Here is a 15595-nt window from a genome sequence, read left to right as displayed (position 1 = left end):
TACGACCCGAAAGAGCCGTACCGCCCGAAAAACCCTGGTGAAGCAGGTGAAGCGAGATCAGACGCGACGACGCTTCGGCGGACGGCAGCCGTTGTGCGGGGTGGGCGTGACGTCCTGGATGGAGCCGACCTCGAGGCCGGTCGCCTGCAGGGAGCGGATGGCGGTCTCACGACCGGAACCCGGGCCCTTGACGAAGACGTCGACCTTGCGCATGCCGTGCTCCTGCGCGCGGCGGGCAGCCGACTCGGCGGCCATCTGCGCGGCGAACGGCGTGGACTTCCGGGAGCCCTTGAAGCCGACGTGGCCGGCGGAGGCCCAGGAGATCACGTTGCCGGTCGGGTCCGTGATGGACACGATCGTGTTGTTGAACGTGCTCTTGATGTGCGCGTGGCCGTGAGCGACGTTCTTCTTTTCCTTGCGGCGCACCTTCTTGGTCGCGCCCTGACGTCCCTTGGGGGGCATGTCGTTCTCCTACGGGAGGTGGTCGGTCCTACAGCGAAGACCGCTGGACGGCGAGTCCGCTGCGGACTACTTCTTGCCCGGCTTCTTCTTGCCGGCGATGGCGCGACGCGGGCCCTTGCGGGTGCGGGCGTTCGTGCTGGTGCGCTGACCGCGGACGGGCAGACCGCGACGGTGACGGAGACCCTGGTAGGTACCGATCTCGACCTTGCGGCGGATGTCGGCCTGGATCTCGCGACGGAGGTCACCCTCGGTCTTGATGTTGTTGTCGACGTACTCGCGGATCGCGACGAGCTGCTCCTCGGAGAGGTCCCGAACACGGGTGTTCGGGTCCACGCCGGTCGCGGCGAGCGTCTGCTGCGAGAGGGTCCGGCCGATGCCGAACACGTAGGTGAGGGCGATCTCCACGCGCTTTTCGCGCGGGATGTCAACACCGGAAACGCGTGCCATTCAATGGCTCCAGTTGATTGTCGGAGGTCTTCCACAGAACCGGATCCCGGCCGCCGGCACCTTCTTCAAAGGCTTGGTACGGCTCGGGTCCCCGGCCTCCGAACCGGGGGTGTCAGGCGGTCTTCCGCCCGGGTCCTGCGTATGAACATGTTCAGCTCGCGTCGCGCGAAGTCATGCGAATCGCGGAGGGAACGGTCAGGCGTCAGCCCTGGCGCTGCTTGTGGCGCGGGTTGTCGCAGATGACCATGACCCGACCGTGACGGCGGATCACCCTGCACTTGTCGCAGATCTTCTTGACGCTCGGCTTGACCTTCATGGGTGTGAGGTTCTCCGGGTCAGTTGCCGGCGGACCCGCGCGCGGGGCGCGCGGGACGTGGGCAAGATCTACTTGTACCGGTAGACGATCCGGCCACGTGTCAGGTCGTACGGAGACAGCTCCACCACGACCCGGTCGTCAGGGAGGATGCGGATGTAGTGCATGCGCATCTTGCCGCTGATGTGTGCCAGGACCTGGTGGCCGTTCTGGAGCTCCACCTTGAACATGGCGTTCGGAAGAGACTCGACGACAGTGCCTTCGATCTCGATGGCACCTTGCTTCTTGGCCACGCTTCGCCCTTCGAATCGACTACCTTGATCGGCTCCCGTGCGATGTAGCGTTCGCATGCGGACATGCGGGTGCACCAGAGCCGACGAGTCAGTCTACGTCAGCGAACCCGGAAAGGCGAAACGGGGAAGTCTGCCCCGGATACCTGATCGTTATGCGAGGGGGTCGGGAGCGGCGGCGACGCCCAGCTCCGCCAGCTTCTCCCGGCCCCCGTCGACCGCCGTCAGGACCAGCGGACCCTGCTCCGTCAGGGCCACCGAGTGCTCCCAGTGGGAGGACCAGGTGCCGTCCGTCGTGATGACCGTCCAGTCGTCCTCGAGGACCTCCGTGCGCGGGGTGCCGAGGGAGACCATCGGCTCGATGGCCAGGCAGAAGCCGGGGACCAGCTTGGGGCCCTTGCCGCGCTTGCGGTCGACGTAGTTCAGCAGGTGCGGGTCCATGTGCATCTCGGTGCCGATGCCGTGGCCGCCGTAGTCCTCGATGATCCCGTACTTGCCGCCGCCGGGCTTCGGCTGGCGGCGGATGTACGTCTCGATGGCCCGGGAGACGTCGACCAGGCGGTTGCCCTGCTTCATCGCCGCGATGCCCGCCCACATCGATTCCTCGGTCACCCGGGAGAGCTCGACCAGCTCCGGGGAGTGACCGGAGCCGACGAAGGCCGTGTAGGCGGCGTCACCGTGCCAGCCGTCGATGATCGCGCCGCAGTCGATGGAGATGACGTCACCGTCCTTGAGGACCACGTCGTCGGAGGGGATGCCGTGGACGACGACCTCGTTCACGGAGGTGCAGATGGTCGCGGGGAAACCGCCGTAGCCCAGGAAGTTCGGCTTGGCGCCGTGGTCCGCGAGGACCTTGCGGGCGACCTGGTCCAGGTCCCTGGTCGTGGCGCCGGGCACGGCGGCCTCGCGCGTGGCCGCGTGGATGGCGGCGACGACCAGCCCCGCCTCACGCATCTTGGCGATCTGCTCGGGGCTCTTGATCTGCACCATGGGGACTGCGGCCTTTCTGGACCGATGGGGACGGGCACACGTTCCGACGGGGTTCCCGGGAACGCTTCCAACGATACGGGGCGGGGTCCACCCGCCCCACACAGCTCAGCCGCGGCCCCCGGGCGAGGGACCGCGGCTGCAGCCAAAGCGATCTACTACTGGTCGCGCTTGAGCGCCTCCAGCGCGCGGCCCGTGACCTCGCCCACCGGTCCCGTCGCCGCGATGGTGACGACCAGGCCCTGCGCCTTGTAGTAGTCGATGATCGGCTCGGTCTGCGTGTGGTAGACCTCCAGCCGCTTGCGGACCGTCTCCTCGGAGTCGTCGTCCCGCTGGTACAGCTCGCCGCCGCAGACGTCGCAGACGCCTTCCTGCTTCGGCGGCGTGTACGTCACGTGGAAGACGTGCGCCGAGTCGTTGCGGCAGACGCGCCGGCCGGCGATCCGCTTGACGACCTCGTCCTCGGGAGCCTCCAGGTCCAGCACCGCGTCGAGCTTCATTTCCTCGGTCTCGAGCAGCTCGTCCAGCGCCTCGGCCTGCGACACGTTGCGCGGGAAGCCGTCCAGCAGGAAGCCGCCCTCGGCGTCGGGCTGCTCCATGCGGTCCTTCGCCATGGCGATGGTGACCTCGTCGGGTACGAGGTTGCCGGCGTCCATGTAGGACTTCGCGAGCTTGCCCAGCTCGGTCTGCTGGCTGATGTTCGCGCGGAACAGGTCGCCCGTGGAGATGTGCGGGATGTGCAGCGTCTCGGCAAGGCGGGTGGCCTGCGTACCCTTTCCAGCACCCGGCGGCCCGACGAGGACGATTCGCATCAGCGGAGGAACCCTTCGTAATTGCGCTGCTGGAGCTGGCTCTCGATCTGCTTCACCGTCTCGAGACCGACACCCACGATGATCAGGATGCTGGTCCCGCCGAACGGGAAGTTCTGGTTTGCCCCGAAACCGGCCAACGCCATTGTCGGTACGAGAGCGATCAGGCCCAGATACAGCGAACCCGGCCAGGTGATCCGGTTGAGTACGTAGCTCAGATACTCAGCGGTCGGTCGGCCAGCCCGGATGCCCGGGATGAACCCACCATACTTCTTCATGTTGTCCGCGACTTCCTCGGGGTTGAACGAGATGGCCACGTAGAAGAAGGCGAAGAAGACGATCAGGAGGAAGTACAGCGCGATGTGCGGCGCGGCCTCGGGGTCGGCGAGGTTCTTCTGGATCCAGGTGGCCCAGCCCGCGGTCGAGCCGGAGAACTGGACGATCAGCGCCGGGATGTAGAGCAGCGACGAGGCGAAGATGACGGGGATGATGCCCGCCTGGTTCACCTTGAGCGGGATGTACGTCGACGTACCGCCGTAGGAACGGCGGCCGATCATGCGCTTGGCGTACTGCACCGGGATGCGGCGCTGGGCCTGCTCGACGAAGACCACCAGGCCGACCATGACGAAGCCGACCAGCATGACGATGCCGAACTCGATCCAGCCGCCCGCCAGGTCGCCCTCCTGCTTGATGGCCCACAGGGCGGAGGGGAAGGTCGCGGCGATCGAGATGAACATCAGGATCGACATGCCGTTGCCGATGCCGCGGTCGGTGATCAGCTCACCGAGCCACATGACGACGGCCGTACCGGCGGTCATGGTGACGACCATGACGACGGTGGTGAAGATGGCCTGGTCGGGAACGATCTGGCCGGCGACGGTGCAGCCGGAGAACAGGGCGCCGCTGCGGGCGGTGGCGACGAGGCCGGTGCCCTGGAGGATGGCGAGGGCGATGGTCAGGTAGCGGGTGTACTGCGTGATCTTCGCCGTGCCCGCCTGGCCCTCCTTCTTCAGGGCTTCCAGGCGCGGGATCACCACGGTCAGCAGCTGCAGAATGATGCTCGCCGTGATGTACGGCATGATGCCGAGCGCGAAGACCGTGATCTGCAGCAGGGCGCCACCGCTGAACATGTTGACCAGGCCGAAGAGACCCTGGTTGCCGGACGCCTGGTCCACGCACTCCTGGACGTTCTTGTAGTCGACGCCTGGAATGGGGATGTGGGTACCGAGCCGGTACACCACGATGATGCCGAGCGTGAAGAGCAGCTTCTTGCGCAGGTCGGGCGTCTTGAACGCCCGGGCGAACGCGGTGAGCACGGTGCCTCCTGCGACCCCCGCGCTACTGCGTCAAGGGTGACGGTCTTGAGGTTCGACTGACGACAAAGTAAGTAACGGTCAACTGCCGCTCAGGGTGCCTCATGTGACGCACCCGTGAAAGAGGGCAGCGCAGGCCACCTTACCGGCGGGAGCACTTCCCTTGGAACGACCAACCGGGGATACCCCTTTTGTGGGGCATCCCCGGTTGGGATCGCTCATGTCATCGACACGCCTGAGTAGTTCAGACGAGCTCGGTGACGGTACCGCCGGCGGCGGTGATCTTCTCCTTGGCGGAGCCGGAGACGGCGTCGACCGTCACCTGCAGCGCCACGGAGATCTCGCCCTGGCCGAGGACCTTGACGAGGCTGTTCTTGCGAACGGCACCCTTGGCCACCAGGCCCTCGACGGTGACCTCGCCACCCTCGGGGTACAGCGCGGCCAGCTTGTCGAGGTTCACGACCTGGAACTCGGTCTTGAACGGGTTCTTGAAGCCCTTCAGCTTCGGAAGACGCATGTGGAGGGGCATCTGGCCACCCTCGAAGCGCTCCGGAACCTGGTAACGGGCCTTCGTACCCTTCGTACCACGACCGGCCGTCTTACCCTTCGACGCCTCACCACGACCGACACGGGTCTTGGCGGTCTTGGCGCCGGGGGCCGGACGGAGGTTGTGGATCTTGAGCGGGTTCTGCTCCGCCATGATCAGTCGACCTCCTCGACCGTCACGAGGTGGCGGACGGTGTGCACCATGCCGCGGAACTCGGGGCGGTCCTCCTTGACGACCTGCGTGTTGATGCCCTTGAGACCAAGGGAACGCAGGGTGTCACGGTGGTTCTGCTTGCTGCCGATGTAGGACTTGACCTGCGTAATCTTGAGCTGCGCCATGATTACGCACCCGCCCCGGCACGCGCACGGAGAAGAGCCGCGGGGGCGACGTCCTCGAGCGGCAGACCGCGGCGGGCCGCGATCTCCTCGGGACGCTGCAGGCCCTTCAGGGCCTCCACGGTCGCGTGCACGATGTTGATCTGGTTGTCGGAGCCGAGCGACTTCGACAGCACGTCGTGGATACCGGCGCACTCGAGCACGGCGCGCACCGGACCACCGGCGATAACACCGGTACCGGGGGACGCGGGCTTGAGCAGCACGACGCCGGCAGCCTTCTCACCCTGGATGGGGTGCGGGATGGTGCCCTGGATGCGGGGGACCTTGAAGAAGTGCTTCTTGGCCTCCTCAACGCCCTTGGCGATGGCGGCCGGCACCTCCTTGGCCTTGCCGTATCCGACACCCACGGTGCCGTCACCGTCGCCCACCACGACCAGCGCGGTGAAGCTGAAGCGACGACCACCCTTCACAACCTTGGCGACGCGGTTGATCGCGACGACGCGCTCAACGTAAGCGGTCTTCTCGGCGGCAGCTGCGCCGCCGTCACGGCCCTTCCGGTCCCGCCGCTCGCCGCCACCGGCACCGCCACCGCGGCGCTGGGGTCCAGCCATTGGAATTACCTCTCTCTGTTTCCGCTAGCTACGGAACCGGCTCAGAACTTCAGACCGGCTTCGCGGGCGGCGTCCGCCAGAGCGGCGATGCGCCCGGCGTACTGGTTGCCACCGCGGTCGAACACGACGGCCTCGACACCCGCGGCCTTGGCGCGCTCGGCGACCAGGGCGCCGACCTGCTTGGCCTGCGCGGACTTGTCGGCCTCGCCGCCACGGATCGAGCTGTCCAGGGTGGACGCCGACGCAAGGGTGTGACCCTTGAGGTCGTCGATCACCTGGGCCACGATGTGGCGGTTCGAGCGAGTAACGACCAGACGGGGACGCTCCGCCGTACCCGAGAGATTCTTGCGAATCCGGATGTGACGGCGCTTGATCGCGGCGCGCTTGTAGGCGTCGCCCTTGAGGATCTTCTGCCCGTATGCCATGGCTTACTTACCCGCCTTTCCGACCTTGCGGCGGATGACTTCGCCCTCGTACTTGACGCCCTTGGCCTTGTACGGGTCGGGCTTGCGCAGCTTGCGGATGTTGGCCGCAACCTCGCCGACCTTCTGCTTGTCGATGCCCTCGACCGAGAAGCGGGTCGGGGACTCCACCTTGAAGGTGATGCCCTCGGGGGCCTCGACGGTGATCGGGTGGCTGTAGCCCAGGGAGAACTCCAGGTTCGAACCCTTGGCGACAACGCGGTAACCGACACCGCTGATCTCGAGCTTCTTCACGTAACCCTGGGTCACGCCGGTGATCATGTTCGCCACCAGCGTGCGGGACAGGCCGTGCAGGGCCTTGCTCTGACGCTCTTCGTTGGGGCGGGTGACGTTCAGAACGCCGTCCTCACCCTTGGCGATGTCGATCGGTGCCACGACGGTGTGGGTCAGCGTGCCCTTGGGGCCCTTGACCGAAACCGTACGGCCGTCGATGGTGACGTCCACGCCGGCGGGAACCGCGATGGGGAGCTTGCCGATGCGCGACATAGCTGTTTCCTCCGTTCCCTTCCGCTACCAGACGTAGGCGAGGACTTCCCCACCCACGCCCTTCTTGCCGGCCTGCTTGTCGGTGAGGAGCCCGTGCGACGTGGAGATGATCGCCACGCCGAGGCCGCCCAGCACCTTGGGCAGGTTGGTGGACTTCGCGTACACCCGGAGACCGGGCTTGGAGATCCGCTTGATGCCCGCGATGGAGCGCTCACGGTTCGGGCCGAACTTCAGCTCGAGGACGAGGTTCTTGCCGACCTCGGCGTCCTCGGTCTTCCAGCCCGTGATGAAGCCCTCCTGCTGGAGGATCTCCGCGATGTGAGACTTGATCTTGGACGCCGGCATCGTCACGGAGTCGTGGTACGCCGAGTTCGCGTTCCGCAGACGCGTAAGCATGTCTGCGATCGGATCAGTCATGGTCATGAATTGGCCTTCGGCCTCTCTCGCCGGGGTTTCCTGGTGCGCCATCCCTCTCCCCGATCCGAGACGGGACGGGTGCGGCGCGGTGGACCTACGGCGTAGTAAGTCGTACGGGCGGCAGACGCCCAACCCCACAAGCCTAAGGCATGTGAGGGCGGGCCCCTGCCGACCCAGATGCTTACCGAGAGTCTGAATAACCCGGGATTACCGGATTACCAGGAGCTCTTGGTCACGCCCGGCAGCTCGCCGCGGTGAGCCATCTCACGAAGGCACACGCGGCACAGGCCGAACTTGCGGTAGACGGAGTGCGGGCGGCCGCAGCGCTGGCAGCGGGTGTAGCCACGCACACCGAACTTGGGCTTGCGAGCAGCCTTAGCGATCAGAGCCTTCTTCGCCATCTCGCTCACGCCTCCTTGAACGGGAAGCCGAGGTGACGAAGGAGCGCGCGGCCCTCAGCGTCGTTGGTCGCCGTGGTCACCACGGTGATGTCCATACCCCGGACGCGGTCGATCTTGTCCTGGTCGATCTCGTGGAACATGACCTGCTCCGTGAGACCGAAGGTGTAGTTGCCACGGCCGTCGAACTGCTTGGGGGACAGGCCGCGGAAGTCGCGGATGCGCGGCAGCGCGAGCGACAGGGTGCGGTCCAGGAACTCCCACATGCGGTCGCCACGGAGCGTGACGTGGGCACCGATCGGCTGACCCTCACGCAGCTTGAACTGCGCGATGGACTTGCGGGCCTTGGTGACGGCCGGCTTCTGACCGGTGATCGTGGTGAGGTCGCGGATGGCGCCCTCGATCAGCTTGGAGTCGCGGGCGGCGTCGCCCACACCCATGTTGACCACGATCTTGACGAGGCCCGGAACCTGCATGACGTTCTCGTACGAGAACTCCTCACGCAGCTTGCCGGCGATCTCCTCGCGGTACTTCGTCTTCAGACGCGGAGTGGTGGTGGTCGTCATCAGATGTCCTCACCCGTCCGCTTGGCAACGCGGATCTTGTTGCCTTCGTCGTCGAAGCGGTAACCGACGCGGGTCACAACCTTGTTGCCGTCCTTCTCCACGACCAGCTGGACGTTGGAGACGTGGATCGGGGCCTCGGTGGTGACGATGCCGCCGGCCTGCGAACCGCGAGCGGTCGGCCCGGCCTTGGTGTGCTTCTTGACCCGGTTGACACCCTCGACCAGGACGCGGTCCTCGCGGGGGAAGGCCGCGATGACCTTGCCCTGCTTGCCCTTGTCCTTGCCGGTGATGACCTGGACCAGGTCGCCCTTCTTGATCTTCATGCTCACAGCACCTCCGGCGCGAGGGAGATGATCTTCATGAACTTCTTCTCGCGCAGCTCACGGCCGACGGGGCCGAAGATACGGGTGCCGCGGGGGTCGCCGTCGTTCTTCAGAATGACGGCGGCGTTCTCGTCGAAGCGGATGTACGAGCCATCCGGACGGCGACGCTCCTTGACGGTGCGAACGATGACCGCCTTGATGACGTCACCCTTCTTCACGTTGCCACCGGGGATCGCGTCCTTGACGGTGGCGACGATGACGTCACCGATGCCCGCGTAGCGGCGACCGGAGCCACCGAGCACACGGATGCAAAGAATTTCCTTCGCACCAGTGTTGTCGGCGACGCGCAGTCGCGACTCCTGCTGGATCACGTCTATCTCCTGATTGTCTGCCGGTTCCCGGCAGGGGGCCCAGTACGAGCACCCCTGCCGAGCCTGGCGGAACTGACCTGCGGGGAATTACCGCAGGAATTACTTGGCCTTCTCGAGGATCTCGACGACGCGCCAGCGCTTCGTCGCGGACAGCGGCCGGGTCTCCATGAGGAGGACGCGGTCGCCGACACCGGCGGCGTTCTGCTCGTCGTGCGCCTTGAGCTTCTCCGTACGGCGGATGACCTTGCCGTACAGCGCGTGCTTGACGCGGTCCTCGACGGCGACGACGACGGTCTTGTCCATCTTGTCGCTGACGACCAGACCCTCGCGGGTCTTGCGGAAGCCGCGGGCGGCCTTCGTCTCTTCAGTCACGTTGTTCTCGCTCATCAGGCGTTCTCCACCGTCTCGATGCCGAGCTCACGCTCACGCATGAGGGTGTAGATCCGGGCGATGTCCTTGCGGACCGCCTTGAGACGGCCGTGGTTCTCGAGCTGACCCGTGGCCGCCTGGAAGCGGAGGTTGAACAGCTCTTCCTTGGCCTCGCGGAGCTTCGCGAGAAGCTCCTCGTTGCCCAGCTCGCGCAGCTCGGACGCCTTGGTACCGGCCGACATCACGCTTCACCTGCCTCGCGCTTGACGATCCGGCACTTCATCGGCAGCTTGTGGGCCGCACGAGTCAGCGCCTCACGGGCGATCTTCTCGTTGGGGTAGGACAGCTCGAACATGACCCGACCCGGGTGCACGTTCGCGATCCACCACTCCGGAGAACCCTTACCGGAACCCATGCGGGTCTCGGCCGGCTTCTTCGTGAGCGGGCGGTCCGGGTAGATGTTGATCCAGACCTTGCCGCCACGCTTGATGTGGCGGGTCATCGCGATACGGGCCGCCTCGATCTGGCGGTTGGTCACGTACGCCGGCGTGAGGGCCTGGATGCCGTACTCGCCGAACGCAACCTGCGTACCGCCCTTGGCCAGACCACGGCGCTTCGGGTGGTGCTGCTTGCGGTGCTTGACCCTACGGGGGATCAGCATGACGGTCAGGCCTCCGTTCCGGTGCTCTCAGCCGGAGCGGCAGCGGCGGGCGCCTCGGCCTTGGGGGCCTCGGCGGCCGGAGCCGACTGCTGCTGCGGCTTGCGCCCGCGACGCTCGCCACCGCGGCCACCACGGGCCGGGCGGTCGTTGCCACCACGAGCCGGGCGGTTGCCCGCACGGGCGGCGGCGTTCTCGGCGCGGACCTCGGCGATGTTCTTGACGTCGCCCTTGTAGATCCAGACCTTCACACCGATGCGGCCGAAGGTCGTCTTGGCCTCGAAGAAGCCGTAGTCCACGTTCGCGCGGAGCGTGTGCAGGGGCACACGGCCCTCGCGGTAGAACTCCGAGCGGGACATCTCGGCGCCGCCGAGGCGGCCACCGCACTGGATCTTGATGCCCTTGGCGCCGGCCTTCATCGCCGACTGCATGCTCTTGCGCATGGCACGGCGGAAGGAGACGCGGGAGGAGAGCTGCTCGGCGACGGCCTGGGCAACCAGCTGAGCGTCGGTCTCGGGGTTCTTGACCTCGAGGATGTTCAGCTGGACCTGCTTGCCGGTGAGCTTCTCGAGGTCACCGCGGATGCGGTCGGCCTCGGCGCCGCGGCGGCCGATGACGATGCCCGGACGAGCGGTGTGGATGTCCACCCGCACGCGGTCACGGGTGCGCTCGATCTCGACCTTGGAGATGCCGGCGCGCTCCATGCCGGACGTCATCATCCGTCGGATGGCGACGTCTTCCTTGACGTAGTCCTTGTACAGCTTGTCGGCGTACCAACGCGACTTGAAGTCGGTCGTGACACCGAGCCGGAACCCGTGCGGGTTTACCTTCTGGCCCATTACCGGGTTCCTTCCTTGCTGCTGACGACCACGGTGATGTGGCTGGTCCGCTTGCGGATCCGGTAGGCGCGGCCCTGGGCACGCGGCCGGAACCGCTTCAGGGTCGGGCCCTCGTCGACGTAGGCCTCGGAAATGAAGAGGCTGTCGGCGTCGGTGTGGTCGTAGTTGTGCGCGGCGTTGGCAATGGCGCTGTCCAGCACCTTGCCGACCGGCACGCTCGCGGCCTGCGGGGCGAAACGCAGGACCGCCTGAGCCTCCGTGGCATCCATGCCACGGATGAGGTCCACCACGCGGCGGGCCTTCATGGGCGTGACGCGGATGTACCGCGCCTGGGCCCTGGCTTCCATGGTTGTCCCTTCAGTGTTTGTCATGGTCTTTCACACCCCGCTGACTAGCGGCGCTTCGACTTCCGGTCGTCCTTGACGTGACCCCGGAAGGTGCGCGTCGGCGAGAACTCGCCGAGCTTGTGGCCGACCATGGACTCGGTGACAAACACCGGGATGTGGGTCTTGCCGTTGTGCACCGCGATCGTGTGGCCGAGCATCGCCGGGACGATCATCGAGCGACGGGACCAGGTCTTGATGACGTTCTTGGTACCGGCTTCGTTCTGCGTGTCCACCTTCTTGATCAGGTGGTCGTCGACGAAGGGTCCCTTCTTCAAGCTACGAGGCATCTCAACCCGTCCTTAGCGCTTCTTGTTCGTCTTGCGGCGGCGGACGATGTACTTGTTCGACGCCTTCTTGGGCGAACGAGTACGGCCTTCCTTCTTGCCCCACGGGGACACGGGGTGACGACCACCGGAGGTCCGGCCCTCACCACCACCGTGCGGGTGGTCCACCGGGTTCATGACCACACCACGGACGGTCGGGCGAACGCCCAGCCACCGCTTGCGGCCCGCCTTGCCCCAGTTGATGTTGCTCTGCTCGGCGTTGCCGACCTCGCCGACGGTGGCGCGGCAGCGCACGTCGACCAGGCGGATCTCTCCGGACGGCATGCGCAGGTGGGCCATCTGGCCCTCCTTCGCGAGCAGCTGCACGGAGGCACCGGCGGAGCGGGCGAACTTGGCACCGCCACCGGGACGGAGCTCGATCGCGTGGATCGTGGTACCGACCGGGATGTTGCGGAGGGCCAGGTTGTTGCCCGGCTTGATGTCGGCCCCGGGACCGTTCTCGACGCGGTCGCCCTGCTGCAGGTTGCGCGGGGCGAGGATGTAGCGCTTCTCGCCGTCGGCGTAGTGCAGCAGCGCGATACGCGCGGTGCGGTTGGGGTCGTACTCGATGTGCGCGACCTTCGCCGGCACGCCGTCCTTGTCGTGACGACGGAAGTCGATCACGCGGTAGGCGCGCTTGTGTCCGCCACCCTGGTGGCGAACGGTCACACGACCGGCGTTGTTACGGCCGCCCTTGCTGTGCAGCGGGCGGACCAGCGACTTCTCCGGCGTGGACCGCGTGACCTCGACGAAGTCGGCGACGGAGGAGCCACGGCGGCCCGGCGTCGTCGGCTTGTACTTGCGGATTCCCATTTCTCAGTCCTCGTCCGATATTCGGACGATCCGGACCTCCGTCAGGAGGTCGGACCGCCGAAGATGTCGATACGGTCGCCCTCGGCAAGGGTCACGATCGCGCGCTTGCTGTCGGCACGCTTGCCGAAGCCCGTGCGGGTCCGCTTGCGCTTGCCCTGGCGGTTGATCGTGTTGACCCCGGTGACCTTGACCGAGAAGACCGCCTGGACGGCCTCCTTGATCTCGGTCTTGTTGGAGCCCGGCGCGACGATGAACGTGTACTTGTTCTCGTCGAGGAGCGCGTAGCTCTTCTCGGACACGACCGGCTTCAGCAGCACGTCACGGGGGTCCGTGAACGACTTGCTCGCCGGGGTGACGACGGTGTTCTTGCCTTCGGCGGCGTGCCGACGCGCCTTCTTGACGCGCGCTTCCTTGGCCTTCTTCGCGGCCTTGGAGGCGATGGCGGGGTGACGGATGGCCATCAGGCCTCGCTCCCTTCGGTGTCATTGGCCTTCGGGCCGGACACGAAGGACTCGAAGGCGGCCTGGGTGAAGACCACGTCGTCCGAGACGAGAACGTCGTACGTGTTCAGCTGGCCCGGCTCCAGGATGTGGATCTGGGGCAGGTTGCGGGCGGACAGCCACGCGGCCTCGTCGGCGCGGTCGACGACCAGGAGCAGGTTCTTGCGCTCCGAGATCTTGCCGAACAGCGTCCGGGCGGCCTTCGTCGACGGGCTGTCGCCCTCGACGACGCCGGAGACGACGTGGATGCGGTTGTGACGGGCCCGGTCGGTGAGGGCGTGACGCAGGGCGGCAGCCTTCATCTTCTTCGGGGTGCGCTGCGAGTAGTCGCGCGGCACGGGACCGTGCACGACGCCACCACCGGCGAACTGCGGCGCGCGGGTCGAGCCCTGACGGGCGCGGCCGGTGCCCTTCTGGCGGTACGGCTTCTTGCCACCGCCGCGGACCTCGCCACGAGTCTTGGTCTTGTGCGTGCCCTGACGGGCAGCGGCCAGCTGCGCGACGACGACCTGGTGGATCAGCGGGATGCTGACCTTCTCAACGTCGAAGATCTCCGCGGGGAGCTCGACGGTGCCGGCCTTGTCGCCCGCCGGCGAAAGGATGTCAACAGTGCTCATCGGTTACCTCAGGCCCCCTTGGCCGCGGTGCGGACCAGGACGAGGCCGCCGTTCGGACCGGGAACCGCGCCCTTGATGAGCAGCAGACCCTTCTCCGCGTCAACGGCGTGGACGGTCAGGTTCTGGGTGGTGACCCGCTCGTTGCCCATACGGCCGGCCATGCGGAGGCCCTTGAACACGCGGCCCGGGGTGGCGCAGCCACCGATGGAACCGGGCGAGCGGTGCTTGCGCTGGGTGCCGTGTCCGGCGCCGAGGCCCTTGAAGTTGTGACGCTTCATGACACCGGCGAAGCCCTTGCCCTTGCTCTTGCCGGTCACGTCGACCTTGATGCCGGCCTCGAAGACCTCGGCGGTGACTTCCTGGCCGAGCGTGTACTCGGCGGCGTCGGCCGTGCGGATCTCGACGAGGTGGCGGCGGGGGGTGACGTCGGCCTTGGCGAAGTGACCCTTGAGGGGCTTGTTCACCTTGCGCGGGTCGATCTCGCCGAACGCGATCTGGACGGACTCGTAGCCGTCGACGTCGTTCGTGCGGACCTGGGTGACGACGTTGGGGCCGGCCTTGACGACGGTGACCGGAACAACACGGTTGTTCTCGTCCCACACCTGCGTCATGCCGAGCTTCTCGCCCAGGATGCCCTTGATCTGCTTGTTCATCTTCAGATCACCGGCCTCAGAGCTTGATCTCGATGTCGACACCGGCCGGGAGGTCGAGTCGCATCAGAGAGTCAACGGTCTTGGGGGTCGGGTCGAGGATGTCGATCAGGCGCTTGTGCGTGCGCATCTCGAAGTGCTCGCGCGAGTCCTTGTACTTGTGCGGCGACTTGATGACGCAGTACACGTTCTTCTCAGTGGGCAGCGGCACCGGGCCCGCGACCGACGCACCAGTGCGGGTCACCGTCTCGACGATCTTCTTCGCCGAGGAGTCGATGACCTCGTGGTCGTAGGCCTTGAGCCGGATGCGGATCTTCTGTCCCGCCATGGCTACTTCGTAGTCCTGTCTCTCGTAACGCTCTGGTACCCGGCGGTTCCTTGCAATCCCGCTCCCCCTCCGACCCACGCGGTCGGGCGTGTCGCACTCCCGCTGACACAGATGTCCCTTGTTCGAACATCCCTGCTCTGGGAGGTGCGGGCCCTACCGGAACCGCGGACCGGGGGCGAGAGGCCCACCGGGCGCCTGGCCGGTACCCCGCTGACGCTTCCCGGAAGATTCCCGTACGTCCGCTCCTGATCAGGGGCGACGAGTACTGTGGGACTCGCTTCCGGTCCCCCCGGCGGGAGGCGCGCAGCATCGGCACTCGACCGAGCAACCCCGCTAGTCTGCCATACGGGGCGTGTCGCTGGCCAATCGAAGCGGATGACTGTACCCCACGTGATCGCGGGGTACACCTCGCGGCGTCCGAGGCTCCGGACCCGGCGACAGGGCTCGGGGGTGCCGCACCGGTCACCGCACTAGGGTCGTGGTCCATCGTGACGGGACCGAACACCTGGGGGATCACTTGACGGCCGACGACACCGCCACCGGCAGACACACCGCGGACGTGGGCGACGAGGACGGCTCACCGGCAGGCGACGGAGACCCGGCAGCGGCGACCGGGCCTTCGCGGGACCTGAGGGACGCGAGCCGTGCGGACAAGTGGTCCGTCGCGTTCGTCATGCTCGCGGCCGCGCTGTGGGCGTACTTCGCCTACCTCATGCTCGCCTCGTACGGCCCCGAGCTCCACGACGGTGAACCCCGTTGCAAGGGGCCGCTGATCGAGCCGTTCGAGCAGGACGGCTACTACTGCCACAGCGAGCTGCGTCAGTGGCCGGCGCTGCTCGGCATCCTGGCCCTGTCGACCGTGGCCTCCGTGATCGCGGCGGCGACCACGGTCCACGCCCGGGTGCTGGCGCGGCTGGCCGGGCGCGCGCCCTCCGCGCCCGTACCGCCCTCGTGA

At 66.7% G+C, this 15595-nt stretch carries 29 protein-coding genes; 1 reads left to right on the top strand and 28 read right to left on the bottom strand.

What is annotated here, in order from left to right; all coding sequences use genetic code 11:
• Window positions 1-57: 57 nt before the first annotated feature.
• From rpsK to rpsJ, 28 genes are all read right to left on the bottom strand, one after another.
• A complete protein-coding gene (gene rpsK, locus M6G08_RS11890) occupies window positions 58-462 on the bottom strand; it encodes a 30S ribosomal protein S11 (protein ID WP_007443997.1) in 405 nt (134 codons plus the stop codon).
• Window positions 463-528: 66 nt separating this feature from the next.
• Window positions 529-909, bottom strand: a complete 381-nt coding sequence (gene rpsM, locus M6G08_RS11885) for a 30S ribosomal protein S13 (RefSeq protein ID WP_004984507.1) — start codon at window positions 907-909, stop codon at window positions 529-531.
• 202 nt (window positions 910-1111) lie between these two features.
• Window positions 1112-1225: a 50S ribosomal protein L36 gene (gene rpmJ / locus M6G08_RS11880; protein ID WP_003974245.1), complete on the bottom strand. Its 114-nt coding sequence runs from the start codon at window positions 1223-1225 to the stop codon at window positions 1112-1114.
• 68 nt (window positions 1226-1293) lie between these two features.
• Complete coding sequence (gene infA / locus M6G08_RS11875) at window positions 1294-1515, bottom strand: translation initiation factor IF-1 (RefSeq protein ID WP_003948620.1); 222 nt, start codon at window positions 1513-1515, stop codon at window positions 1294-1296.
• 150 nt (window positions 1516-1665) lie between these two features.
• Complete coding sequence (gene map, locus M6G08_RS11870) at window positions 1666-2502, bottom strand: type I methionyl aminopeptidase (protein WP_272587110.1); 837 nt, start codon at window positions 2500-2502, stop codon at window positions 1666-1668.
• 155 nt (window positions 2503-2657) lie between these two features.
• Window positions 2658-3311, bottom strand: coding sequence for an adenylate kinase (locus M6G08_RS11865; RefSeq protein WP_272587109.1), 654 nt, complete (start codon window positions 3309-3311; stop codon window positions 2658-2660).
• The gene (gene secY, locus M6G08_RS11860; RefSeq protein WP_272587108.1) at window positions 3311-4624 is read right to left on the bottom strand and encodes a preprotein translocase subunit SecY; all 1314 of its coding nucleotides are present in this window, start codon (window positions 4622-4624) and stop codon (window positions 3311-3313) included. Before secY ends, M6G08_RS11865 begins: the two co-directional genes overlap by 1 nt.
• 241 nt (window positions 4625-4865) lie before the next feature.
• The gene (rplO, locus tag M6G08_RS11855; RefSeq protein ID WP_023547373.1) at window positions 4866-5321 is read right to left on the bottom strand and encodes a 50S ribosomal protein L15; all 456 of its coding nucleotides are present in this window, start codon (window positions 5319-5321) and stop codon (window positions 4866-4868) included.
• Window positions 5322-5323: 2 nt separating this feature from the next.
• Complete coding sequence (gene rpmD, locus M6G08_RS11850; RefSeq protein WP_003974250.1) at window positions 5324-5506, bottom strand: 50S ribosomal protein L30; 183 nt, start codon at window positions 5504-5506, stop codon at window positions 5324-5326.
• A gap of 2 nt (window positions 5507-5508) precedes the next feature.
• Complete coding sequence (rpsE, locus tag M6G08_RS11845) at window positions 5509-6114, bottom strand: 30S ribosomal protein S5 (protein WP_004927232.1); 606 nt, start codon at window positions 6112-6114, stop codon at window positions 5509-5511.
• A gap of 41 nt (window positions 6115-6155) precedes the next feature.
• Complete coding sequence (gene rplR / locus M6G08_RS11840) at window positions 6156-6539, bottom strand: 50S ribosomal protein L18 (protein ID WP_043381015.1); 384 nt, start codon at window positions 6537-6539, stop codon at window positions 6156-6158.
• Between the two features lie 3 nt (window positions 6540-6542).
• Window positions 6543-7082 carry a 50S ribosomal protein L6 gene (gene rplF, locus M6G08_RS11835; protein WP_043381017.1) on the bottom strand — a complete coding sequence of 180 codons (540 nt, stop codon included), beginning with the start codon at window positions 7080-7082 and terminating at the stop codon, window positions 6543-6545.
• Window positions 7083-7106: 24 nt separating this feature from the next.
• Window positions 7107-7505, bottom strand: a complete 399-nt coding sequence (gene rpsH, locus M6G08_RS11830; RefSeq protein ID WP_026248232.1) for a 30S ribosomal protein S8 — start codon at window positions 7503-7505, stop codon at window positions 7107-7109.
• Window positions 7506-7714: 209 nt separating this feature from the next.
• Window positions 7715-7900 carry a type Z 30S ribosomal protein S14 gene (locus M6G08_RS11825; protein ID WP_003948630.1) on the bottom strand — a complete coding sequence of 62 codons (186 nt, stop codon included), beginning with the start codon at window positions 7898-7900 and terminating at the stop codon, window positions 7715-7717.
• Between the two features lie 5 nt (window positions 7901-7905).
• A complete protein-coding gene (rplE, locus tag M6G08_RS11820; RefSeq protein WP_189229139.1) occupies window positions 7906-8463 on the bottom strand; it encodes a 50S ribosomal protein L5 in 558 nt (185 codons plus the stop codon).
• Window positions 8463-8786 carry a 50S ribosomal protein L24 gene (gene rplX / locus M6G08_RS11815; RefSeq protein WP_003992365.1) on the bottom strand — a complete coding sequence of 108 codons (324 nt, stop codon included), beginning with the start codon at window positions 8784-8786 and terminating at the stop codon, window positions 8463-8465. Before rplX ends, rplE begins: the two co-directional genes overlap by 1 nt.
• Window positions 8787-8788: 2 nt before the next feature.
• Complete coding sequence (gene rplN, locus M6G08_RS11810) at window positions 8789-9157, bottom strand: 50S ribosomal protein L14 (RefSeq protein WP_003992364.1); 369 nt, start codon at window positions 9155-9157, stop codon at window positions 8789-8791.
• A gap of 99 nt (window positions 9158-9256) precedes the next feature.
• A complete protein-coding gene (rpsQ, locus tag M6G08_RS11805) occupies window positions 9257-9544 on the bottom strand; it encodes a 30S ribosomal protein S17 (RefSeq protein WP_272587107.1) in 288 nt (95 codons plus the stop codon).
• Complete coding sequence (rpmC, locus tag M6G08_RS11800) at window positions 9544-9768, bottom strand: 50S ribosomal protein L29 (RefSeq protein WP_007494763.1); 225 nt, start codon at window positions 9766-9768, stop codon at window positions 9544-9546. Before rpmC ends, rpsQ begins: the two co-directional genes overlap by 1 nt.
• Window positions 9768-10187 (bottom strand): 50S ribosomal protein L16, encoded by a 420-nt coding sequence (gene rplP, locus M6G08_RS11795; RefSeq protein WP_019329635.1) that lies wholly within the window; start codon window positions 10185-10187, stop codon window positions 9768-9770. Before rplP ends, rpmC begins: the two co-directional genes overlap by 1 nt.
• Before the next feature lie 5 nt (window positions 10188-10192).
• On the bottom strand, window positions 10193-11023 hold the full coding sequence (gene rpsC / locus M6G08_RS11790) for a 30S ribosomal protein S3 (protein WP_019329636.1): 831 nt from the start codon (window positions 11021-11023) through the stop codon (window positions 10193-10195).
• Window positions 11023-11370: a 50S ribosomal protein L22 gene (gene rplV / locus M6G08_RS11785; protein WP_003974262.1), complete on the bottom strand. Its 348-nt coding sequence runs from the start codon at window positions 11368-11370 to the stop codon at window positions 11023-11025. The genes rpsC and rplV overlap by 1 nt, the downstream gene beginning before the upstream one ends.
• Window positions 11371-11414: 44 nt before the next feature.
• Window positions 11415-11696 (bottom strand): 30S ribosomal protein S19, encoded by a 282-nt coding sequence (gene rpsS, locus M6G08_RS11780; RefSeq protein ID WP_003974263.1) that lies wholly within the window; start codon window positions 11694-11696, stop codon window positions 11415-11417.
• Between the two features lie 12 nt (window positions 11697-11708).
• Window positions 11709-12545 carry a 50S ribosomal protein L2 gene (gene rplB, locus M6G08_RS11775; protein ID WP_019329639.1) on the bottom strand — a complete coding sequence of 279 codons (837 nt, stop codon included), beginning with the start codon at window positions 12543-12545 and terminating at the stop codon, window positions 11709-11711.
• Between the two features lie 41 nt (window positions 12546-12586).
• A complete protein-coding gene (gene rplW / locus M6G08_RS11770; RefSeq protein WP_107477109.1) occupies window positions 12587-13006 on the bottom strand; it encodes a 50S ribosomal protein L23 in 420 nt (139 codons plus the stop codon).
• Entirely contained in the window at window positions 13006-13662 is a 657-nt protein-coding gene (rplD, locus tag M6G08_RS11765) for a 50S ribosomal protein L4 (RefSeq protein ID WP_043381026.1), read from the bottom strand. Before rplD ends, rplW begins: the two co-directional genes overlap by 1 nt.
• Before the next feature lie 8 nt (window positions 13663-13670).
• Window positions 13671-14315, bottom strand: a complete 645-nt coding sequence (gene rplC / locus M6G08_RS11760) for a 50S ribosomal protein L3 (RefSeq protein WP_073725083.1) — start codon at window positions 14313-14315, stop codon at window positions 13671-13673.
• 16 nt (window positions 14316-14331) lie between these two features.
• A complete protein-coding gene (rpsJ, locus tag M6G08_RS11755) occupies window positions 14332-14640 on the bottom strand; it encodes a 30S ribosomal protein S10 (protein ID WP_003948644.1) in 309 nt (102 codons plus the stop codon).
• A 517-nt stretch (window positions 14641-15157) separates the two neighbouring features.
• Here rpsJ and M6G08_RS11750 point away from each other — a divergent pair.
• Window positions 15158-15595: a hypothetical protein gene (locus tag M6G08_RS11750; RefSeq protein ID WP_272587106.1), complete on the top strand. Its 438-nt coding sequence runs from the start codon at window positions 15158-15160 to the stop codon at window positions 15593-15595.

The sequence above is a fragment of the Streptomyces sp. M92 genome, assembly GCF_028473745.1.
Classification (GTDB): domain Bacteria; phylum Actinomycetota; class Actinomycetes; order Streptomycetales; family Streptomycetaceae; genus Streptomyces.
Note: the sequence above shows the minus strand (reverse complement) of the source record. Positions and strands in the feature narration are given on the sequence as shown.